The organism is Actinobacillus indolicus (assembly GCF_004519515.1).
GTDB lineage: Bacteria > Pseudomonadota > Gammaproteobacteria > Enterobacterales > Pasteurellaceae > Glaesserella > Glaesserella indolica_A.
On sequence record NZ_CP038145.1, the window covers coordinates 1,014,436 to 1,035,239 of the forward strand.

Annotated in this window: 25 protein-coding genes; 7 read left to right on the forward strand and 18 right to left on the reverse strand. The window is 38.1% G+C overall.

All coding sequences use genetic code 11. The annotated features are described in order from the left end of the window. Positions 1-10 precede the first annotated feature (10 nt). The 16 genes from rplN to rpsJ all read right to left on the reverse strand — a co-directional run bounded on the left by rplN (position 11) and on the right by rpsJ (position 10,304). Positions 11-382 (reverse strand): 50S ribosomal protein L14, encoded by a 372-nt coding sequence (gene rplN / locus EXH44_RS05000; RefSeq protein ID WP_005711998.1) that lies wholly within the window; start codon positions 380-382, stop codon positions 11-13. Between the two features lie 195 nt (positions 383-577). After that, positions 578-1,372, reverse strand: coding sequence for a hypothetical protein (locus tag EXH44_RS05005; RefSeq protein WP_162856520.1), 795 nt, complete (start codon positions 1,370-1,372; stop codon positions 578-580). A gap of 244 nt (positions 1,373-1,616) precedes the next feature. Continuing rightward, positions 1,617-3,332 carry an ion transporter gene (locus EXH44_RS05010; RefSeq protein WP_162856521.1) on the reverse strand — a complete coding sequence of 572 codons (1,716 nt, stop codon included), beginning with the start codon at positions 3,330-3,332 and terminating at the stop codon, positions 1,617-1,619. A 13-nt stretch (positions 3,333-3,345) separates the two neighbouring features. Beyond that, positions 3,346-3,945 carry a hypothetical protein gene (locus tag EXH44_RS05015; RefSeq protein WP_162856522.1) on the reverse strand — a complete coding sequence of 200 codons (600 nt, stop codon included), beginning with the start codon at positions 3,943-3,945 and terminating at the stop codon, positions 3,346-3,348. Positions 3,946-4,051: 106 nt separating this feature from the next. Beyond that, the gene (locus EXH44_RS05020; RefSeq protein WP_162856523.1) at positions 4,052-4,948 is read right to left on the reverse strand and encodes a hypothetical protein; all 897 of its coding nucleotides are present in this window, start codon (positions 4,946-4,948) and stop codon (positions 4,052-4,054) included. Positions 4,949-5,350: 402 nt separating this feature from the next. Continuing rightward, a complete protein-coding gene (gene rpsQ, locus EXH44_RS05025) occupies positions 5,351-5,605 on the reverse strand; it encodes a 30S ribosomal protein S17 (protein ID WP_005711180.1) in 255 nt (84 codons plus the stop codon). Continuing rightward, positions 5,605-5,796 carry a 50S ribosomal protein L29 gene (rpmC, locus tag EXH44_RS05030; protein ID WP_005711179.1) on the reverse strand — a complete coding sequence of 64 codons (192 nt, stop codon included), beginning with the start codon at positions 5,794-5,796 and terminating at the stop codon, positions 5,605-5,607. The genes rpsQ and rpmC overlap by 1 nt, the downstream gene beginning before the upstream one ends. Beyond that, positions 5,796-6,206 (reverse strand): 50S ribosomal protein L16, encoded by a 411-nt coding sequence (gene rplP / locus EXH44_RS05035; protein ID WP_006249357.1) that lies wholly within the window; start codon positions 6,204-6,206, stop codon positions 5,796-5,798. Before rplP ends, rpmC begins: the two co-directional genes overlap by 1 nt. Before the next feature lie 12 nt (positions 6,207-6,218). Further along, entirely contained in the window at positions 6,219-6,923 is a 705-nt protein-coding gene (gene rpsC, locus EXH44_RS05040) for a 30S ribosomal protein S3 (RefSeq protein ID WP_010786465.1), read from the reverse strand. A 17-nt stretch (positions 6,924-6,940) separates the two neighbouring features. Then, a complete protein-coding gene (gene rplV, locus EXH44_RS05045; RefSeq protein WP_005599292.1) occupies positions 6,941-7,273 on the reverse strand; it encodes a 50S ribosomal protein L22 in 333 nt (110 codons plus the stop codon). Between the two features lie 10 nt (positions 7,274-7,283). Next, positions 7,284-7,559, reverse strand: a complete 276-nt coding sequence (rpsS, locus tag EXH44_RS05050; protein ID WP_005539416.1) for a 30S ribosomal protein S19 — start codon at positions 7,557-7,559, stop codon at positions 7,284-7,286. A 28-nt stretch (positions 7,560-7,587) separates the two neighbouring features. Then, on the reverse strand, positions 7,588-8,409 hold the full coding sequence (gene rplB / locus EXH44_RS05055) for a 50S ribosomal protein L2 (RefSeq protein ID WP_005711173.1): 822 nt from the start codon (positions 8,407-8,409) through the stop codon (positions 7,588-7,590). Positions 8,410-8,429: 20 nt separating this feature from the next. Continuing rightward, positions 8,430-8,735: a 50S ribosomal protein L23 gene (gene rplW / locus EXH44_RS05060; protein ID WP_005599290.1), complete on the reverse strand. Its 306-nt coding sequence runs from the start codon at positions 8,733-8,735 to the stop codon at positions 8,430-8,432. Then, entirely contained in the window at positions 8,732-9,334 is a 603-nt protein-coding gene (gene rplD, locus EXH44_RS05065; protein WP_075621240.1) for a 50S ribosomal protein L4, read from the reverse strand. Before rplD ends, rplW begins: the two co-directional genes overlap by 4 nt. Before the next feature lie 15 nt (positions 9,335-9,349). Then, positions 9,350-9,976: a 50S ribosomal protein L3 gene (rplC, locus tag EXH44_RS05070; RefSeq protein ID WP_005711168.1), complete on the reverse strand. Its 627-nt coding sequence runs from the start codon at positions 9,974-9,976 to the stop codon at positions 9,350-9,352. Between the two features lie 16 nt (positions 9,977-9,992). Further along, positions 9,993-10,304 (reverse strand): 30S ribosomal protein S10, encoded by a 312-nt coding sequence (rpsJ, locus tag EXH44_RS05075; RefSeq protein ID WP_001181005.1) that lies wholly within the window; start codon positions 10,302-10,304, stop codon positions 9,993-9,995. Positions 10,305-10,761: 457 nt separating this feature from the next. On the opposite strand from rpsJ, the gene EXH44_RS05080 reads away from it, so the two are divergent. Then, a complete protein-coding gene (locus EXH44_RS05080) occupies positions 10,762-11,403 on the forward strand; it encodes a TfoX/Sxy family DNA transformation protein (protein WP_162856524.1) in 642 nt (213 codons plus the stop codon). Between the two features lie 176 nt (positions 11,404-11,579). Then, positions 11,580-12,974: a class II fumarate hydratase gene (fumC, locus tag EXH44_RS05085; RefSeq protein ID WP_162856525.1), complete on the forward strand. Its 1,395-nt coding sequence runs from the start codon at positions 11,580-11,582 to the stop codon at positions 12,972-12,974. Positions 12,975-13,018: 44 nt separating this feature from the next. On the opposite strand, the gene dprA is transcribed toward fumC, so the two are convergent. Continuing rightward, positions 13,019-14,146, reverse strand: coding sequence for a DNA-processing protein DprA (gene dprA / locus EXH44_RS05090; RefSeq protein WP_162856526.1), 1,128 nt, complete (start codon positions 14,144-14,146; stop codon positions 13,019-13,021). A gap of 96 nt (positions 14,147-14,242) precedes the next feature. On the opposite strand from dprA, the gene def reads away from it, so the two are divergent. The 5 genes from def to EXH44_RS05115 are packed head-to-tail and all read left to right on the forward strand — an operon-like array spanning position 14,243 to position 19,395. Next, positions 14,243-14,755, forward strand: coding sequence for a peptide deformylase (gene def, locus EXH44_RS05095; protein ID WP_005712670.1), 513 nt, complete (start codon positions 14,243-14,245; stop codon positions 14,753-14,755). 11 nt (positions 14,756-14,766) lie between these two features. Then, on the forward strand, positions 14,767-15,693 hold the full coding sequence (gene rfaD, locus EXH44_RS05100; RefSeq protein WP_160436381.1) for an ADP-glyceromanno-heptose 6-epimerase: 927 nt from the start codon (positions 14,767-14,769) through the stop codon (positions 15,691-15,693). A gap of 47 nt (positions 15,694-15,740) precedes the next feature. Then, entirely contained in the window at positions 15,741-17,243 is a 1,503-nt protein-coding gene (locus EXH44_RS05105; protein WP_425266861.1) for a sugar ABC transporter ATP-binding protein, read from the forward strand. An 8-nt stretch (positions 17,244-17,251) separates the two neighbouring features. Further along, on the forward strand, positions 17,252-18,292 hold the full coding sequence (locus EXH44_RS05110) for an ABC transporter permease (RefSeq protein ID WP_162856528.1): 1,041 nt from the start codon (positions 17,252-17,254) through the stop codon (positions 18,290-18,292). A gap of 11 nt (positions 18,293-18,303) precedes the next feature. Continuing rightward, positions 18,304-19,395: an ABC transporter substrate-binding protein gene (locus tag EXH44_RS05115; RefSeq protein WP_162856529.1), complete on the forward strand. Its 1,092-nt coding sequence runs from the start codon at positions 18,304-18,306 to the stop codon at positions 19,393-19,395. 41 nt (positions 19,396-19,436) lie between these two features. Here EXH44_RS05115 and EXH44_RS05120 read toward each other — a convergent pair whose 3' ends face one another. Further along, the gene (locus tag EXH44_RS05120) at positions 19,437-20,783 is read right to left on the reverse strand and encodes an alpha/beta hydrolase-fold protein (protein ID WP_162856530.1); all 1,347 of its coding nucleotides are present in this window, start codon (positions 20,781-20,783) and stop codon (positions 19,437-19,439) included. Between the last annotated feature and the right edge of the window lie 21 nt (positions 20,784-20,804).

The window sequence follows — 20,804 nt, forward strand, 5'->3', positions numbered from 1 at the left end:
CATTCTCTCCTTATAGTACTTCTGGAGCTAAAGAAATGATCTTCATAAACTTCTCAGAACGAAGTTCACGCGTCACAGGTCCAAAAATACGAGTACCGATTGGTTGCTCAGTGTTATTGTTTAAAATTACACAAGCATTGCCATCGAAACGAATAACTGCGCCATCTGGGCGACGAACACCCTTCTTGGTGCGCACAACAACTGCTTTTAACACATCACCTTTTTTAACTTTACCGCGTGGAATTGCTTCTTTCACAGTAACTTTGATGATATCGCCGATAGCAGCGTAACGACGGTGCGATCCACCTAGAACCTTGATACACATTACGCTACGAGCCCCTGAGTTATCAGCAACATCCAGCATAGTCTGTTCTTGGATCATATTAGTGCTCCGTTAAAATAAAAAACACCCTTTCGGGACGAACCTGTTTGCCCTATGCAAACAGGGTGCGGATTATATCGCAATCGGCTTTACAAGATCAACTGAATTTTAAGCAATTCATCGATTTGCAAAAAATAGGCAAAATCTCACCGCTTGCAGAGTGTGAAATATCGTTCAATTATTCACTATTTCATCTCACTCACCAGACTCATAAACTGCTCTAGCTTCTTCTGCTTTTACTTGAGCATCTTCCAATCGCTTAGCACTAGCTTCAACTCTTTTTTCATAGGTTTCAATTCTTGAAGAGCTCAATCGAGATTGATGATACCTTGCGACACCTTCCGCCTCTCGTGCTTTTTGATTATTTATATTTGTTGGATTTGCTTGAGCAATTTTTATCGCTTCTTCAGCTGCACGTCTGGTTTCTTCAACTTTTGCTTCTAATTGCACAAGCTCACGCTTTGCAGATTCCAAACGTCTAAGATCAACTTGGTACTGCTTCTCTGCCTGTTTTACTGCAATTTCAGCTTTCTCCAGCACATGCTTTGGATTCTTTTTACGCAAATCTCCGCCTGCAGACGTTGTTGCCGTTGAGCCACCTAGCCCACCACTTGCAGCCACAGATACTGGCATTGTACTCTCACCATATTTTTGACTATATTCCACTGTGCCATACTCTGGATTGTCCTTGTTTTTAGCATGTTTAGGTGGTTCTTCCGCTTTTTCTATCGCCTTATTTTTTTGCGCAGCATATTTTTTAGCGGCATCCACACGCCCTTCTGGAGTTAAATATCCTCCCATTGGCACATTGAAATTTTCTACACTATCGGTATGGACAGGGGTGCAATATTCCACCACATTATCCGTACCATCTTTGGCTTGATAGCAACTATAATCTAAAACATGGTAGATTTGATTCAGAGGTTGAGATTCCGCTTGTGCTAACATGCTCACCATTAACCCTGTAGCTAAACTAACTTTTCCCTTCATTTTGTACGCTTTCCCTCAGTTTGTCATAAATGAATTTACTATTGCTTTATCTAAAAATAACAGAATGAATAAAATAGTAGCGATTATCCTATCTTATAATTGACCAAAAATCAGTATAGATTTTCAAAAAGTGAATAAATGCAAGCGGTCACTTCCCTATAAAAATTTGCAAATTTTCTGAAGGAAATGACCGCTTGTAGAATAGAAGGCTTAAATAATAAATAGAGATTGTGATTGCTCTTTTTTATATCAACGTATCCTCATACCCTTCCATTCCAAATGCCTCTTTACACCGAGATAGCATTTCTGTCGGGATTGCTTTTACTACATCTGGTTCTAAATATTGATTAAACATATCCGCAATTAATTTGGCATAAGCAATGGATTTTGTATCAAACACAAACAATTTAGTATTAATACGCAAGGTACAACTATTGTCTGCTTGTATAAACCTCGCAATATTTTTTGATGTAATATTAAAATACTGATTTTTATCGCATTTTAATTGGTAATGTTCTTCTACTGCTGATGCAAATGCTTGGTACATTGCTTCGAATTGCTCACTGTTTTTAATCGTACTCTTCGCATTTCCATAACTTGTATCAGATTTCTCAGGAGAATAACAAAAATGGAATTGACTTGGGCGTTCTGAAGGAGCTACTGCACCTAAAATCGGGAAAACCCAACTACCTTCATGATTGGCTAGTTTATTTATATCGTCTAAAAATAATGCAAAATTAGGGCATTTTTTTTCATCATTCACCAAATAGTAACTAATTGGATCATCAGGATCTGTTTCTACTTCTTTTGCAATAAAGTTAAACCCACCAATTTTAGCAATATGGTACGCAAACCAACTGGTCACTGGCTCTGCAAAACCAGATGTACTCATAATTGTAATTTTTGAACCGCGATCGATACAACAGCCATAAGGACGATTCTTTTTATAATTGACCACCACAATTTTATCTGTTGGATTTTCAGCAGGTGAAATTGCATTCGCTAAATTGTATAAGTGGAAACAGTCTGAGTCGCCAACTGTTTTAATAATTTCAGTTTCTGAAATATATTTACGCGTTAAAATCGTACTTAGTGGTTGATAACGTGGTACATAATAAAGTTGTGTATTATGTCTATCATAATTAAAACGGAAGGAGTGCAAAATACGAGATTTAAAATTGGCAAATTCCTCAGTAGCTTTATCTTCCTGCATAATTTCAGAAAAGGCACTGGCAATTAAACCTGCTGGTACAGCAAAAATTGCAATCGTTAAAACACCAATAATGCTCGCAATAATACGTCCTATAGTCGTAATCGGCGGTGTATCGGATAAGCCACCTGGATCGCCAATATATTGTAAAAATGCCCAAACTACCGAAGTTAAGCCGTTGTTATACACTTCAGGTTGTGCTTGATGTTCAACAAAATACAAAATAAAGGAAAGAATCAATGTCACAATAACCAAAAATTCTAACGACACCTTCATTTCATCTTTCTTAGCACTAAAGGCACGAGCTAAAATTTGAATAGATTTTAAATAACGGAAGATGCGACATAAACGCAATACACGTAAAAGTTGCACCGTTACAGGAGAAATTGGGAAAATAAAAGTCAGAAAGAAAGTATAGGTCGAAAGAATATCCATTAAACCAAAAAAGGAAAAACAGTATTTTATTCTTCCCATAACCCCTTGATATTTTTTATCAATTAAATCCGCACACCAAATACGCAATGAAACTTCAACCGAGAAAAAAGCAAGGGTAATATAATCAATGAGATTAAGCCAAAAGCCATATTGTTGATTAATATTTTCATACGTTGAAAGGAAAATACTCACCATTGATAAAGCAATTAAGCCTAATATCGTATAGTTAATACTTTTTGATAATTTATCACCGTCTAGGCTATCTTTAAAAATAGAGGCGAGGCGAGCTTTTAATATATTTGGTTGAGGGTTCATCTGAATTATTCCGTTAAATTTTAATTAAACCATATCTTTTTGCGTCTTTTCCTAATAACCATAAATAATGATCAATTTCACGCAAAGAACATTCTTTTAAATCAAAATAGGTTTGAAATTCCTTGATTACTTGCTTAAATGTAGCATAATCTTTCAAATCACCATTTTTAAAATCTGAAAATTTGTATTCTACTCTAAAATATCTAAGCATTACATCAACAAATCTATCATAAATCGGGAATGCTTCAGGGTTGTGATTACTACAAAATTTAGTTGCGAAAGAGTAGAAATTTTTAGTTTTTCCCGCAATCGTTACGGTTTGAATATCTTTCACTAAACTTTCATCACCGTCCACCAAACGCTGATCTAAATTTGGAATAGTTAGAATATGTTTTGCCACGGAATAAGTATCAAATATATTGGTACTATAAAAATCATTTAATACCGTTACCTTTAATAACAAAGTTTCTAGATTATCGTTTTTATAGGTTGGTTGCTTATATAACAAATCCAGCACAACTTGTTGCGCACGGTAATGTTCTAAACTTTCATTATTTTGAAGTTTATCTTCGTATTGTTTTACTTCGGCAATAGTAGGTTTTTGAATAATCATAATTTTATCCTCTATTAAAAAGGCTATGTTAGAAATAACACAGCCTTAGATTGAATGAAAAAATTCACTAATTCATCTAAATTTATTTAACTCATTAATATAGTAATTATTCTAGATCTTTAGCCACTGATGCTACACTTGTGAAGTCACAATTTTTACACGCATAAGTCTCTTCTTCTAGTATTTTCATCACTTTAATATAACGAGTTTTCGAACCTCTTGATGTGGTTTCTTCAACCTCTCTACTAGATGCATAACGATCTTTCACTTCAACACCTTTGAGATAAATCGCATTTTTAGTATCACATTTTGGACATTCGTAGCCATCATCAGCCATTTCCCTTACAGTATAATCATAAGTATCCGATTTAATTACCTCTCGATAATCACACTGGTTGCAACCTTTTATTCTATCAACTGTTCTTTGGAAATACTCCATTCTACGCCCTTTGATTGTTGTCATTCCTTTAAAAACATAGGGTTTCCAAATATCAGCATCTTTTAAACGGTGAATAGCATCTTCCGCACCACAAGCAGGACAAATTTTTTCTTGCCGTTCACGCTCAGCTTCTTGAGCTTCCTTTCTCGCAATTCTTTCCGCTTCTTCGGCTTCCTCTCTCGCAATTCTTTCCGCTTCTTCGGCTTCCTCTCTCGCAATTCTTTCCGCTTCTTCGGCTTCCTCTCTCGCAATTCTTTCTGCCTTCGCTTTAACTTTGATTTTATTTGTTATTGTCATAACAATACCTGATATTAGGCTTATGATCACAAGAACAATAATACCAAAGAGTAGCACTGAAACTGCATCAACAAGTTTAAACCCATCCAAAAAATAATAGGTTACACCATAAATAATTGCACTGAGCACTATCCAACCAACAGAAATGAACAAGTCTCTTGTTGCAATTAATCCTAAAACAAATATAGTAATAATTGAGCCAACTAGTAATTTTTGTTCTGAAATATTATAAAGAAAAGGCAACGTGTCTCTAACAAAATCGATCATTTTTTATCCTTACTTTTCGAATAATTAAGAAAAATTTTTTCTCCGAGTTTGTTTAGTTGTTATGTCAATAACAACTAAAGGAAGTATACTTCCTTCTTGCAAAATTGTCACGACACAACTTGTCACCCACTAGATAAAAATAGAGCCTTTCAGCTTTGTTTTTGCTTGAATACAAGCGGTAAGATATAAGAGAAAATTTTCGAAGAATTAGAGCCTCTTAACAATGAAAGAATGTAGGAATACACTACATGTGTCCGCTACACGGAATATCGCCTTTGTGTAGAGAAGGGATTAGGCGAATAACATCCTTACTAGAATGAAGGTATTCGGGTATATGTGCAACAAGCATAGTAAAAACCCCCAGCATTTCTGCTGGGGGTTTTAATCGTTTTAGCTTGTTGATTAAGCTACTGCTTTTTCAACAACACGAACTAAAGTATGAGATTTAGTTTTAGAGAGTGGACGACACTCTTTCACTTCAACTACATCGCCTAATTTAGCTTCGTTGTTTTCATCGTGTACGTGTAATTTTGTTGTACGACGGATAAACTTACCATAAATTGGGTGTTTAACTGTGCGTTCGATAGCAACTACAAATGATTTGTCCATTTTGTCGCTAACAACTTTACCTTGTACTGTACGAATTTTATCAGTCATTACTCACCCGCCTTTTCGGTTAATACAGTTTTAACTTGTGCAATGCTACGACGCACTTGTTTTAACTGGTGGGTTTGTTGAAGCTGACCGGTGGCTGCTTGCATACGCAATTTGAACTGTTCACCTAAAAGGTTCACTAATTCACCATTCAGCTCTTCAACACTTTTGTTACGTAGTTCTTGAGCTTTCATTACATCACCGTCTTAGTTACAAATGTGGTTTTGAACGGAAGTTTAGCTGCTGCTAATGCGAATGCATTGCGTGCAACTTCTTCAGATACACCATCCATTTCATAGAGAACTTTACCCGGCTGGATTAAGGCTACCCAGTACTCTACGTTACCTTTACCTTTACCCATACGGACTTCTAATGGTTTTTCAGTAATTGGTTTGTCTGGGAACACACGGATCCAGATTTTACCTTGACGTTTTACTGCACGGCTCATCGCACGACGCGCTGCTTCGATTTGACGAGCTGTTAAACGACCACGACCAATTGCTTTTAAGCCGAATGAACCGAAGCTCACTTCTGTACCGCCCGCGATACCACGGTTACGGCCTTTGTGTACTTTACGGAATTTTGTACGTTTTGGTTGTAACATTCAGTGATCTCCTTATTTACGACCTTTGCGAGCTGGCTTTTTAGGCTGTGCCGCTGGTTCTTTCTCAGATTCAATCACTGCAGCCATTCCACCAAGAATTTCACCTTTGAAGATCCACACTTTAACGCCGATTACGCCGTAAGTTGTGTGAGCTTCAGCTGTGTTATAGTCGATGTCAGCACGAAGAGTATGTAGAGGCACACGACCTTCACGATACCATTCTGAACGTGCGATTTCTGCACCACCTAAACGACCGCTTACTTCAACTTTGATACCTTTAGCACCTAAACGCATTGCGTTTTGTACCGCACGTTTCATTGCACGACGGAACATTACACGACGCTCAAGTTGAGCAGCAATGCTATCTGCAACTAATTTTGCATCTAGCTCTGGTTTTTTCACTTCAGAAATGTTGATTTGTGCAGGAACGCCAGCAATTTTAGATACTGCGTTTCTTAATTTTTCAACATCTTCGCCTTTTTTACCGATAACGATACCTGGGCGAGCTGTGTGAATAGTTACACGAATGCTTTTTGCTGGACGCTCGATAGTAATACGAGATACAGATGCGTTCGCTAACTCTTTGTTTAAAAATTGACGTACTTTGAAATCGCCTTCTAAGTTATCAGCGAAATCTTGTGTATTCGCGAACCAAGTAGAGCTCCAAGGCTTAACAATACCAAGGCGAATACCATGTGGATGTACTTTCTGACCCATTGCTATTCTCCTACTGATTAACGATCTGATACTACCACAGTAATGTGGCTAGTACGTTTTAAAATACGATCTGCACGACCTTTAGCACGTGGCATAACACGTTTCATGCTTGGACCTTCATCAACGAAAATCTTCGCAACTTTAAGATCATCGACATCTGCACCGTCATTGTGCTCTGCGTTTGCGATAGCTGACTCTAACACTTTCTTCACTAAAGCTGCTGCTTTTTTGTTGGTGAAAGTTAAGATTTCTAGTGCTTGCGCAACTTTCTTACCACGGATTAAATCAGCAACTAAGCGAGCTTTTTGTGCAGAAGTACGAGCGTAACGATGTTTTGCAATAGTTTCCATCTTTTACCTCTTATTTCTTAGCTTTCTTATCTGCGGCGTGACCGCGGTATGTACGAGTCGGTGCAAATTCACCTAATTTATGACCGATCATTTCATCAGAAACATAAACTGGAACATGCTGACGACCATTATGGACTGCGATGGTCAATCCGATCATTGATGGAATGATCATTGAACGACGGGACCAAGTTTTGATTGGTTTTTTATCCCCGCTTTCCACCGCCTTCTCTACCTTCTTCAACAAGTGTAGGTCAAGGAAAGGACCCTTCTTGAGAGAACGTGGCATGGCTTATCCTCTTTAATTAATTAAAAAATTATTTGCCACGACGACGTACGATGAATTTATCAGTACGTTTGTTGTGACGAGTTTTCTTACCTTTGGTTTGAACGCCCCAAGGTGTAACAGGGTGTTTACCGAAGTTACGACCTTCACCACCACCGTGTGGGTGGTCTACTGGGTTCATCGCAGTACCACGAACGGTTGGACGAATACCTCTCCAACGGTTTGCACCTGCTTTACCAAGTACGCGAAGCATATGCTCTGAGTTACCTACTTCACCGATGGTTGCAGAACACTCAGCTAATACTTTACGCATTTCGCCTGAACGAAGACGTAAAGTTACATAGTTACCTTCACGTGCGATAATTTGCACATATGCACCAGCAGAACGAGCGATTTGACCGCCTTTACCTGGTTTTAATTCTACGTTATGAACAGTAGAACCTACTGGGATATTACGCATTGGTAATGAGTTACCGACTTTAATTGGCGCTGAAGCACCCGCTTGAATCGTATCACCTGCAGCTAAGCCTTTTGGTGCTAAGATGTAACGGCGTTCACCATCTTTATAAAGTACTAATGCGATATTCGCAGAACGGTTTGGATCGTATTCTAAACGCTCAACAACAGCTGGAATGTCTAATTTGTTACGTTTGAAGTCAATTAAACGGTAGTGTTGTTTGTGTCCGCCACCGATGTGACGAGTAGTGATACGACCTAAGTTGTTACGACCGCCAGTTTTAGATTTAGTATCTAAAAGTGCTGCAAAAGGTTTACCTTTGTGAAGCTCAGTATTAACAACTTTAACTACATGACGACGACCAGCGGAGGTCGGCTTACATTTAACGATAGCCATAGTTTTCTATTCCTCCGAAATTACTCTGCCGCACCTTCAACGAAGTCAAGTGATTGACCTTCTTGAAGAGTTACATAAGCTTTTTTCCAGTCACTACGACGACCTGATTTTGCACCGTGACGTTTAGTTTTACCTTTAACAACCACTGTACGAACAGAATCTACTTTAACTTCGAAAAGTTGCTCAACCGCGTTCGCAATTTCCACTTTGTTAGCGTCTAATGCTACTTTAAATACGATTGTGTTGCCTTTTTCTGCGTTATTTGTCGCTTTCTCAGAGATATGTGGTGCTTTAAGCACTTTTAGCAAACGTTCTTGTTGAATCATGCTAACATCTCCTCAATTTGTTTTACTGCATCAACAGTGATAACCACTTTATCGAAAGCGATTAAGCTTACTGGATCGATACCTTGTACATCGCGTACATCAACTTTGTATAAGTTGCGTGCCGCTAAGAATAGGTTTTCATCTAAGCTTGCAGTGATGATAAGAGCGTCAGTTAACGCCATATCTTTTAATTTTTGTACTAAAACTTTAGTTTTTGGTGCATCGATTTCGAATTTATCAACAACCACTAAACGGTCTTGACGAACTAATTCAGAAAGAATGCTTTTGATTGCACCACGGTACATTTTCTTGTTCACTTTTTGGCTGTGATCTTGTGGTTTCGCTGCGAAAGTTACACCACCTGAACGCCAGATTGGTGATTTGATATCACCCGAACGAGCGCGACCGGTACCTTTTTGACGCCAAGGTTTTTTGCCTGAACCAGACACTTCAGCACGAGTTTTTTGTGCGCGTGTACCTTGACGAGCACCTGCTGCATAAGCAACAACTACTTGGTGGATTAACGCTTCGTTAAACTCACGTCCGAAGGTAGTTTCAGAAACAGCTAGTGCGTTAGCACCTACAACTTGTAATTCCATCTCTATCTCCTAGACTTATGCTTTAACTGCTGGTTTAACAATAACATCACTATTAGTTGCACCAGGTACAGAACCTTTAACTAATAATAATTTACGCTCAGCATCTACACGAACAACTTCAAGTGATTGAACGGTTACACGCTCAGCACCTAAGTGTCCAGCCATTTTTTTACCTTTAAACACACGACCTGGAGTTTGGTTTTGACCAATAGAACCAAGTACACGGTGTGATAAAGAGTTACCGTGAGTAGCATCTTGAGTACGGAAGTTCCAACGTTTAACACCACCTTGGAAACCTTTACCTTTTGATGTACCAGTAACATCTACTTTTTTAACATCTGTGAAGATGTCTACGTTGATTTCTTGACCTAAAGTGAATTCTTCACCTTCAGTACGAAATTCCCATAAACCGCGACCAGCTTCAACACCTGCTTTAACGAAATGACCTGCTTCAGGCTTAGTTACACGACTTGCTTTTTTAGAGCCAGTAGTAACTTGAACTGCAGTATAGCCATCGTTTTCAAGAGTTTTAACTTGAGTCACACGGTTGGCTTCGATTTCGATAACGGTAACTGGAACTGACACGCCGTCTTCATTGAAGATACGGGTCATACCAACTTTACGACCGACTAAACCAATCATTGTAATAACCTCTTAATTAACCTAGGCTGATCTGCACGTCAACGCCGGCAGCCAAATCTAAACGCATTAATGCATCAACAGTTTTTTCTGTTGGCTCTACGATATCTACTAAACGTTTGTGTGTACGAATTTCGTATTGGTCACGAGCGTCTTTGTTTACGTGTGGAGAAATCAACACGGTGAAACGTTCTTTACGAGTTGGTAAAGGAATCGGACCACGAACTTGTGCACCAGTACGTTTAGCTGTTTCTACGATCTCCGCAGTAGATTGATCGATCAAACGATGATCAAATGCTTTTAAGCGGATACGGATTCTTTGGTTCTGCATTAGACCAGAGCTCCATTAAATTTTAGCTAATAAAAAAACCGAACCACCGCTTAACAGACTTAAGTTAAGGGGGCACAGTCATACCTTGTTATAGTTTCCAAATCGGAAACATTGTTACGTACTACCCTATCGGTAATACCACTTGATAAATGATTACATCAAGCGACTTTAGCGTGAAAGTCTAAAGTGCGAGAATTCTACTGAAAAAGTTTCTACTTGGCAAGCCTAATTCTTTCTTTTTTTCTTAGTACTTTTCTTACTAAGTTTTCATTACATTAACGAAATTCGGTTATTTTTAATTCAATGTTAAAAAATTTTTCTTATTTTTCGATTTATGTCACAAAAATAACTCTCTTCACTCATTGCATTCTGCTCAGCGTAAGAGTAATTATCCTGTTCGAGTAAACCTTGCTCAACACATCCCTAATTTACATAGGAAATGAAAAAAGAGGCTACTATGAAGTACATTGATAAACAAACACAACACATTAGAGAATTACTCTATCCTATCACTGGAACAACAAGAGCAAAAACTTATTTTTCTTACTATGGCATTATGAAAGATGATGTAATGTTTGCCTTGTATAAAAATGGAAATTTTTATCTGTATATATCAAAAGATTGCTTAACAGAAGTAACACAATATCCAGCAATTACCTTATTAAATGATGTCCAATACGGTATTTATTCAAAATCATTCTATAGACTCCCTGAATACATCATAAAAAATTTATCCAACTATACACATTGGATTACTCAAAGTATTGCCGAGATCACAGCAAGTAAAAAATTACAACAATCTAAAAAGAAACAATTTATTAGAGCATTACCTAATATGAATATCCAGCTTGAAAGAATGCTGAAAAAACTTGATATACACTCTCCAGATGAATTAATAGAACAAGGCGAAATTCCTATTTTTATTAAGCTGTTGAAACTAGGTATCGATGTGGATCAAACGATGTTATTTCGACTTTATGGTGCAATTAAGCATCAATACATATATACACTTTCCGAGCAAGAAAAACAAAACCTCCTACAAGAAGCAAATAGTGCATTATACGAAGCAGGCTTACGAAAGCGTTTTAAAATCAAATGATAAATTAACTCTCAGCCATCAACAAATCATGTAATAACATTAGATTTATGATCCACATCACAAAAAATAGAAAAAGTATCGAATGAATCTCTTCTTTTCATTCCTTTCTTACTTTTAGAGTGTTACGATTTAGACAGTTTATTATCTTAATTTTTATGTCAACTTAGGAGAACACAATGGAATTCCGTATTGAAAAAGACACCATGGGCGAAGTGCAAGTACCTGCCGATAAATATTGGGCTGCACAAACAGAACGTTCACGTAATAACTTCAAGATCGGGCCTGAAGGTTCAATGCCAGCTGAAATTATTGAAGCTTTTGGTTACTTAAAAAAAGCAGCAGCTTATGCAAACCATGATTTAGGTGTGCTTTCTGCTGAAAAGCGTGATTTAATCGCTCAAGCCTGTGATGAAATCCTAGCAAACAAATTAGATGATCAATTCCCACTCGTCATCTGGCAAACAGGTTCAGGTACACAATCTAATATGAATGTGAATGAAGTGGTTTCAAATCGTGCACACGTTTTAAACGGCGGTAAACTTGGCGAGAAATCCATTATTCACCCAAATGATGATGTGAACAAATCACAATCTTCAAACGATACTTATCCAACAGCGATGCACATTGCGGCATACAAAAAAGTAGTTGAACATACCCTCCCTTGTGTAAAACGCTTACAAAAAACCTTAGCGGACAAAGCTGCTACATTCCAAGATGTAGTTAAAATTGGTCGTACTCACTTAATGGATGCAACCCCATTAACATTAGGTCAAGAGTTCTCTGCTTATGCTGCACAATTAGCTTTCGGTATTAAAGCGTTAGAAAATACGTTACCGCACTTGGCAGAATTAGCGTTAGGCGGTACAGCGGTAGGTACAGGTTTAAATACACCAAAAGGCTACGATGTGAAAGTTGCAGACTACATTGCGAAATTCACCGGTTTACCGTTCGTGACTGCACAAAATAAATTTGAAGCACTCGCAACACACGATGCGATCGTAGAAACTCACGGTGCATTAAAACAATTAGCGGTTTCACTTTACAAAATCGCTAACGATGTGCGTTTATTGGCTTCTGGCCCACGTTCAGGTATCGGCGAAATCTTAATCCCTGAAAATGAACCAGGCTCATCAATTATGCCGGGTAAAGTAAACCCAACCCAATGTGAAGCGATGACAATGGTTTGCGCACAAGTGTTAGGTAACGATGTGACGATTTCATTTGCAGGTACACAAGGTCACTTCCAATTAAACGTGTATAAACCGGTAATGGCGTACAACTTCTTACAATCTGCACAATTATTAGGTGATGCGTGCGTATCATTTGATGAACATTGTGCAATCGGTATTGAACCGAATTATCCGCGTATTAAACAGCAATTAGATCAATCTCTCATGCTTGTAACCGCATTAAATACCCATATCGGTTATGAAAATGCAGCGAAAATTGCGAAAACTGCACACAAAAACGGTACAACACTCAAAGAAGAAGCGATCAACTTAGGTTTAGTGACAGCTGAACAATTTGATGAGTGGGTACGCCCTGAAGATATGGTGGGAAGTTTGAAATAATATTCTCCCTCTTTTTATATTATGGCACGCTTCGGCGTGCCTTTTTAGATCCTCACATATCCCCCACTCACCTGCTTCACTACACCCAACAACTCCAAATTCAACAGCTCAATCAATGCGGTTTCTACTGCTATATCTGTCGCTTTGGCAAGATCATCAATGCTGATCGGCTCAAGGCTAATCTGTTCAAACAGTTGTTGCTGACAAGCGGTCAGTTCAGGTAGATTTTTTGCAAACTTAGGTTCGGATTTCACCGCTTGTTTAGGTTTCGTATCAAACAGACTTGGTTGAATATGCACTGACTGCCGTTGCCACGCAATCGCATCTAAAATATCTTCAACATTTTCAACCAGTAATGCCCCTTCTTTAATCAATTTATGACACCCTTCGCTATAAGGGTTTTGTATTGAGTTTGGTAATGCAAAAACTTCTCGTCCTTGCTCTAACGCATAACGAGCAGTGATGAGCGAGCCACTGTTCACCGTAGCTTCAATAACCAATGTTCCGAGCGATAATCCGCTGATAATACGATTTCGTCTAGGGAAATTTTCAGCAAGCGGTGGCTGACTAGGGAAAAATTCCGACACCAACGCACCGCTTGTCTCAACGATTTGTTCCGCAAGTTTTTTGTGGCGGGCAGGATAGACTTGGTCTAGCCCACTGCCTAGAACCGCAATGGTAATTCCGTTTTCATTGACCGCACGTTGATGGCAAAATCCATCTATGCCTATGGCTAAGCCACTGGTGACAGCAAGCTGGTGTTTCACTAATTCCGCCGCAAAATGCCCAGCCCAGTGTTCGCCATAGTGGGAATAATCTCGACTGCCGACGATGGCTATCTGCGGTAACGATAAACTTTCAACATTCCCCCGCACAAAAAGCACAGGAGGAGCGGTGCTGATCTGCTTCAGCAAGAAAGGATAATCTTCGTCAAATAAAGTTAAAATCCGTTGCTGACCCTGTTCCGCCCATTGCAACGCCTGATCGATCCATTTATACTCAGGATTAAACCAACGCTGAATTTGCCGTTCATTCCAGCCTATTTGCTTTAATACGGTTTTGTCATATTGACAAAATTCGCCAAAGTCCACTTCCGAGAGTAACCGCCCGATACGTTGCGCGCCAAGCTGTGGCACTTGTAACAGGGCTAATAATTTTGTGAGATGTGTCATTTTCCACCTTATTTACCACCTAAATTTCCCTAATCCTAATAAAAAGTTTAAAATAGCCAACATATTCTTTTTAATTTTTCGACAGAGATCGCAAAAATGGCTGTTTTAGACGTTTTAATTTACCCAGATGAGAATTTAGCTAAAGTTTGCCAACCCGTAGAAACGGTGGACGCAGAACTAAATACTTTTATTGATAATATGTTTGACACAATGTATGAACACGAGGGGATCGGGCTTGCTGCACCGCAAGTCAATGTGCTTAAACGTGTGATTACTATTGATATTGAAGGGGATAAAACTAATCAAATCGTGTTGATTAACCCTGAGATTTTGGAAAGCAGTGGTGAAACAGGTATTGAAGAAGGGTGTTTGTCTATTCCTGGTTGTCGAGCTTTAGTGCCACGCAAAGAGAAATTGACAGTTAAAGCGTTAAATCGTGAAGGTCAAACATTTACGCTTGAAGCAGATGGTTTGTTAGCCATTTGTATTCAGCACGAAATCGATCACTTAAATGGGGTGTTGTTTGTGGATCATATTTCCCAACTTAAACGCCAACGTATCAAAGAAAAAATGCTCAAACTGAAAAAACAGATTGAGCGTGCGAAATAAAGGAGAAGACAATGATTATTGTAACAGGCGGTGCTGGCTTTATCGGTAGCAATATTGTTAAGGCGTTAAATGCTATCGGTAGAACCGATATTTTAGTAGTTGATAACCTGAAAAATGGTGAGAAGTTTGTTAATTTAGTCGATTTAGACATTGCAGATTACTGTGATAAAGAAGATTTTATTGCTTCTATTATTGCTGGCGATGATTTTGGTGAGATTGATGCGATTTTCCACGAAGGGGCTTGTTCAGCCACGACGGAGTGGGACGGTAAATACTTAATGCAAAATAACTATGAGTATTCTAAAGAGTTGTTGCATTTCTGTTTAGATCGCCAAATTCCTTTCTTTTATGCGTCAAGTGCGGCGACCTACGGCGGTCGTTCGGACAACTTTATTGAAGAGAGAAAATTTGAACAGCCGTTAAATGTTTATGGCTATTCTAAATTTTTGTTTGATGAATATGTGCGTAAAATTCTGCCTGAAGCAGAGTCGCCAGTGTGTGGCTTTAAGTATTTCAATGTGTATGGCCCACGCGAACAGCATAAAGGCTCGATGGCAAGTGTGGCGTTCCACTTGAATACGCAAATTCTCAAAGGCGAAAATCCGAAGTTATTTGAAGGCTCAGAAACCTTTTTGCGTGATTTTGTGTATGTGGAAGATGTGGCTCAGGTGAATATTTGGGCGTGGCAAAATGGAATTTCGGGTATTTTCAATCTGGGTACGGGCAATGCGGAGTCTTTCCGTGCCGTTGCTGATGCGGTGTTGGCGTTCCATCAAAAAGGGCAAATCGAAACTATTCCATTCCCAGATCATTTAAAATCTCGTTACCAAACCTTTACGCAAGCTGATTTAACCAAACTGCGTGCAGCAGGTTATGATAAGCCGTTTAAAACCGTTGCAGAAGGGACTAAGGCTTATATGGAGTGGTTAAATAGATAAAATGCAAGCGGTGATATATTGTAAATGTTTTGCAAGATGTGACCGCTATCTCACTTATGAAAAATATCCCTATTTTACGTTTTGAGAATATCAGCAAATTTTTTGGTTCTCATCTTGCGGTCAATCAACTCAATTTAGAGATTCATCCAGGGGAGATTCTTGCCTTACTTGGTGAAAATGGTGCTGGAAAATCCACCTTGATAAAAATTCTAGCAGGTATTCATAAAGCAGATGGAGGTACACTCTATTTTCATGGACATCCCATTGATTCCGCATTATCTCTTCAACACGCTATCGCTTTTATCCATCAAGATCTTGGGCTGATTGAATGGTTTACGATTGCTGAAAATATCGCATTAACTCTCGGATTTCCACGTAAGTTTGGTTTGATTGATTGGAAAAAAGTGCGTTCTCAAGCAGAAAATGTATTGGCTAAAGTGGGATTAGATTTATCAGTCGATACACGCATCTTTGATTTAACTCGAACAGAAAAATCGTTACTCGCCATTGCGAGAGCAATTACGACCAACGCTGAAATTTTAGTCCTTGATGAACCAACCGCTTCATTACCGGCTCAAGATGTCACCCACCTTTTTTCACTACTTCACCGCCTACGTCAACAGGGTGTAAGCATGATCTATGTCAGTCATCGTCTAGATGAGATAAAAACGATTTCTGATCGTTTACTCGTTATGCGAGATGGTTCTTGTGTTACTCAAGGAAAGACCTGCGACTATACAATCGAACAATTAACGTATGCCATTTCAGGGAAAAAAGTACAACATCAGCAGATCGTAGAGAGAGAAAAAGGGAAAGAGATTCTCTCATTAAATCATGTTTGTGTTGATGATATTGGCCCTATTTCTTTTTCCCTACATCAAGGCGAAATAATTTCTCTAACAGGATTAAATGGTGCAGGGCAAGAAGAGATTGGACGCTTACTCTTTGGGTGTAAGCGGTTAGATCAAGGCTATATTTTACATCATCAGCTTCTTTATCAAGCAAATTCACCTGAAGATGCTATTCGACAAGGTATTGGCTTTGTTGCAAGTGATAGAACTCAAGAAAGTGTGATTATGTCAATGAATATACAAGAAAATCTCTTTCTTAATCCTAAGTCCATCACTGAAGAAAAAAAATTAACATCCAAGTATATTTCACAATTTGATATTCGCCCAACAGATGCGACATTACCTATTCACTCGCTTTCTGGTGGCAATCAACAAAAAGTGGTTCTTGCCCGTTGGCTTCACTTAAATACTCCGATTTTAATTTTAGAAGATCCCACTGCTGGTGTAGATGTTGGTGCAAAAGCTGAAATCTATCAATTACTTAATCAGGCTGTAAACAAAGGAGTTGCGGTATTATTAATTTCTACCGACTTTGAGGAAGTTGTACAATTAAGTCACCAAGCTCTTGTTTTCCGTCAAGGTAAAATTTGTGCGACGCTCTCTGGTGAACAACTTTCTACATCCAATTTACTCTTATATGCAACAGGCGATATATCATCAAAAAATGGTAAAATAGAAGAAAAATCTTACCGCTTGTAAGGAACAATATGGCAAAAACACATATTAAATCAACGTCGTTAGAACATCCTATTTCCTTAACACCACAAGGCGTTCTTCAAATTTTTACTCGCTATAGCTTAGTATGGCTCTGTATATTCTTTATTACACTTTTTTCTTTTACGACGGATTCTTTTGCCTCTCTTTTTACCCTAAATGCGATTTTAGAAACAAAATCTAAAATTGCTTTGCTGGCTCTTGCTGCAACAATCACCATGATCGTTGGGAAAATTGATCTCAATGTGGGATTTGGGATTGTCTTATGGCATATCCTCGCCATTACCTTCCAAGTACAATACGGTTTATCATGGCAAATGTCTGTATTACTTGTCTTAACTATAGGTGCAATCTATGGATTACTTAATGGCATTTTAGTTGCGTTTACTGATATTGATAGCTTTGTTGCAACATTAGGTTCTGGGACAACCCTCTATGCACTTGCACTCTGGCACACTGAAGGAAGGCAAATTGTAGGCGAACTTCCTGATGCTTTTATTACACTTAATAGCTATGAACTCTTTGGACTGCCTATTTCTGCTTTCTATGTCATGCTAGTTGCCATAATACTTTGGCTTATCACTGAACATAGTGCTATAGGACGTAAAATGTATGCTGTGGGTAGCAATCCTACTGCAGCCTATCTGAACGGTATTAATGTTAAAAAATATACGATCTATGCCTTTATCGCATCAAGTACATTGACTGCTTTTACGGGGATTTTAATTGCTGCACAACAAGGCGTGGGGCAAGCAAGCGTGGGGATTGATTATTTACTTCCTGCACTTGTAGGTGCATTCTTAGGTAGTACAACAATCCGCCCAGGAAGAGTCAATGTTTGGGGAACCATTGTAGGAATAGCTTTATTAGCGATAGGCATTTCTGGTATTCAACAGTTTGGCGGTGCATTTTGGGTAGAACCGCTCTTTAACGGCATCACCTTATTACTTGCCATTACTATCGTAGGCTATGCACAACGTAAACGTCTATACCACCCTAAAAATAAACAAAAAAGCATCAAAAACGAGAATTAAGGAGATTTTTTATGATACCTTTTCGACATAAACTGACTATTATCGCATCATTATTCATATCAAATTCAGTGATTGCACAAGACCCCTTTGTGGATGAAGCAAAAAACTATATTGCCAAAGCAACCGCTATTCAAACTACTTGGGACGGGCCAACAACAGGGCCTAAAATTCAATCTAACAAACATATTATTTTTATTGCGTCTGATATGAAGAATGGCGGTGTTCTTGGGGTTATTGATGGCATGAAAGAAGCAGCTCATCATGCACAATGGAAACTTGATGTCTTAGATGGTGCAGGCTCTGTAAATAATCAGCTTTCAGCCCTTAACCAAGCGATTGCTCGCAAACCTGATGGAATAGTGATTGGCGGATGGAATCCTAATATAGCAAAAATTCCTCTCAAAAAAGCTGTAAAAAACGGTATTAAACTCACCGCTTGGCACGCAAGCCCCAAAGCAAGTGCATTAGATGCTTATGGCATATTCTATAATGTCACCTCTGATTCCGATGAAATCGCAAAACTCTCTGCAATGTATGCAGTTGCTCACTCTGAAGGAAACGCCAAAGCGATTATTTTTACAGACTCGCTTTATGAAATAGCTCTTCGTAAAGCACAGATTATGCAAGAAACATTATCTAAATGTCAAAAATGTGAGGTATTAGAGTTAATTGATACACCTCTTGCTGACACCTCAAGTCGTATGCCTAATTTAACTTTTAGTTTAATACAAAAATATGGGGATAAACTTGGATATGCATTAGGCATTAACGATCTTTATTTTGATTTCATGGCACCCTCATTACGTTCATCAAATAAAACAATACATAACATTTCTGCTGGAGATGGCTCTATTACCGCCTACCAACGCATCCGTAATAACAGCCATCAACTTGCCACGGTTCCAGAGCCATTAAACCTTCACGGTTGGCAACTTATTGATGAATTGAACCGTGCATTTGCCAATGAACAACCGTCTGGATATGTCACCCCTGCATATTTGGTCACTCATGAGAATATCCATGTAAATGGGGGAGATAAAAATCAGTATGATCCACAGAATAAATATAGGGAAGTGTATAAAGAGATTTGGGGAGTAAAATAATTTATATGAAAACTCCCCAAATAAATGGGGAGTTCGCTACATTAATTAGCTCGTTTTTGTTGTAATAACCAGTTTAATACTTCTGGACTATTAAATACAGCATCCCACGTATTATGTGGATTATTATTAATAATTCCATTATCTCCTTCTTTCTCCGTGCTAAATTCTGTATATTTAACATAAGGAGCATTTAGTTCTTTAGTAAGTATTTGATAATTAATTCTAGAGCCTTTTACTGGAGAAACTTTATCTTCCTTACTGTGAAAAAACCAAATCGGTATATTTTTAATTGGAGATAAATTCTCTTTAGTTGCATTACCATCTATCCATTCAATGGTATAAGCCTCTCTACCACCCATTAAAAGTGCTCCTGCAAAGAAATCTGGACGCTTTAATAACAAATATAGCCCACCTTCTGCGCCCCGAGATAATCCCGTAATATAAATTCTGTTAGGATCTATCATCGGATAAGATTTCAATGTATTGTCAATCATTTTAAACAAGAGGTTATGACGATTATCTGTTTGCCAATGAACCCCCCCTTTACTACCTGTTGGATAATTATCAAAAGAATCAAAAACACTATCGTACTGAGGTGCTAAGACAAATCCATCTTCATACTGTAAAGTAGCTATAGCACCTTTACTTGATAGTAAATGAGCAATATTGTCTTTTCCTACTTGTCCTGAGCCATGTAAGAAAATGGTTAGAGGATATTTTTGTTTATTTAAGGAAGAGGGAATATGTAATCTATAATTTAATTTATTTTTTGGATCACCGATAGTAACCGCTCCTTCCACAAAACTATCTGTGTCTGTTTTTAAATTATCCCGAAGAATCGTTTCTGCCCATTGTTCTTTATCTAATGTTTTACCATTAGTTAACTTTAAAAAACCTGTTTGTTCTATATTATATGATAGCCTTTCTCCATAGAATACTGGTACTCTTATTGCCTGTTTTTTCTCACTAGAGATGATATTACCTTGAATATCCTTTTCTCTAAATAACATAGGAGTATCATTTTCTACTTTAATTTCGTATAAATCTGAACCCTTATCTCTAACATCCATCTCAATAATAACAAATTTACCTTGTTTTGATTTAAAGGAAACATCAGGTTGATCATTTACATAGGCTTTTAAAATAACCCTATCTTTAAGAGGTTTTCCATCCAAATATGGTGTTACTTTATATAATTGTGATAAATCACTTCCTGATAAAATATTATCTTCATACTTTAAAGCAAGAGCTTTTATTTTTTGACCTTTAGCTGTAGTTTCTGCTAGAAAAGTTATATCTACTTTTTCTGATACTTTTTGAGGTTGATCATCTATCCCATAAGAATGGGATACACAAAATAGACCTAATAAAGCATATAAAGTTTTCATTTTTTCCTCCTAAATAAAACA

Excerpts from the sequence above, each read along its gene's own strand:
- rplN (WP_005711998.1), bottom strand. The coding sequence starts at position 382 with ATGATCCAAGAACAGACTATGCTGGATGTTGCTGATAACTCAGGGGCT.
- EXH44_RS05005 (WP_162856520.1), bottom strand. The coding sequence starts at position 1,372 with ATGAAGGGAAAAGTTAGTTTAGCTACAGGGTTAATGGTGAGCATGTTA.
- EXH44_RS05010 (WP_162856521.1), bottom strand. The coding sequence starts at position 3,332 with ATGAACCCTCAACCAAATATATTAAAAGCTCGCCTCGCCTCTATTTTT.
- EXH44_RS05015 (WP_162856522.1), bottom strand. The coding sequence starts at position 3,945 with ATGATTATTCAAAAACCTACTATTGCCGAAGTAAAACAATACGAAGAT.
- EXH44_RS05020 (WP_162856523.1), bottom strand. The coding sequence starts at position 4,948 with ATGATCGATTTTGTTAGAGACACGTTGCCTTTTCTTTATAATATTTCA.
- rpsQ (WP_005711180.1), bottom strand. The coding sequence starts at position 5,605 with ATGACTGATAAAATTCGTACAGTACAAGGTAAAGTTGTTAGCGACAAA.
- rpmC (WP_005711179.1), bottom strand. The coding sequence starts at position 5,796 with ATGAAAGCTCAAGAACTACGTAACAAAAGTGTTGAAGAGCTGAATGGT.
- rplP (WP_006249357.1), bottom strand. The coding sequence starts at position 6,206 with ATGTTACAACCAAAACGTACAAAATTCCGTAAAGTACACAAAGGCCGT.
- rpsC (WP_010786465.1), bottom strand. The coding sequence starts at position 6,923 with ATGGGTCAGAAAGTACATCCACATGGTATTCGCCTTGGTATTGTTAAG.
- rplV (WP_005599292.1), bottom strand. The coding sequence starts at position 7,273 with ATGGAAACTATTGCAAAACATCGTTACGCTCGTACTTCTGCACAAAAA.
- rpsS (WP_005539416.1), bottom strand. The coding sequence starts at position 7,559 with ATGCCACGTTCTCTCAAGAAGGGTCCTTTCCTTGACCTACACTTGTTG.
- rplB (WP_005711173.1), bottom strand. The coding sequence starts at position 8,409 with ATGGCTATCGTTAAATGTAAGCCGACCTCCGCTGGTCGTCGTCATGTA.
- rplW (WP_005599290.1), bottom strand. The coding sequence starts at position 8,735 with ATGATTCAACAAGAACGTTTGCTAAAAGTGCTTAAAGCACCACATATC.
- rplD (WP_075621240.1), bottom strand. The coding sequence starts at position 9,334 with ATGGAATTACAAGTTGTAGGTGCTAACGCACTAGCTGTTTCTGAAACT.
- rplC (WP_005711168.1), bottom strand. The coding sequence starts at position 9,976 with ATGATTGGTTTAGTCGGTCGTAAAGTTGGTATGACCCGTATCTTCAAT.
- rpsJ (WP_001181005.1), bottom strand. The coding sequence starts at position 10,304 with ATGCAGAACCAAAGAATCCGTATCCGCTTAAAAGCATTTGATCATCGT.
- EXH44_RS05080 (WP_162856524.1), top strand. The coding sequence starts at position 10,762 with ATGAAGTACATTGATAAACAAACACAACACATTAGAGAATTACTCTAT.
- fumC (WP_162856525.1), top strand. The coding sequence starts at position 11,580 with ATGGAATTCCGTATTGAAAAAGACACCATGGGCGAAGTGCAAGTACCT.
- dprA (WP_162856526.1), bottom strand. The coding sequence starts at position 14,146 with ATGACACATCTCACAAAATTATTAGCCCTGTTACAAGTGCCACAGCTT.
- def (WP_005712670.1), top strand. The coding sequence starts at position 14,243 with ATGGCTGTTTTAGACGTTTTAATTTACCCAGATGAGAATTTAGCTAAA.
- rfaD (WP_160436381.1), top strand. The coding sequence starts at position 14,767 with ATGATTATTGTAACAGGCGGTGCTGGCTTTATCGGTAGCAATATTGTT.
- EXH44_RS05110 (WP_162856528.1), top strand. The coding sequence starts at position 17,252 with ATGGCAAAAACACATATTAAATCAACGTCGTTAGAACATCCTATTTCC.
- EXH44_RS05115 (WP_162856529.1), top strand. The coding sequence starts at position 18,304 with ATGATACCTTTTCGACATAAACTGACTATTATCGCATCATTATTCATA.
- EXH44_RS05120 (WP_162856530.1), bottom strand. The coding sequence starts at position 20,783 with ATGAAAACTTTATATGCTTTATTAGGTCTATTTTGTGTATCCCATTCT.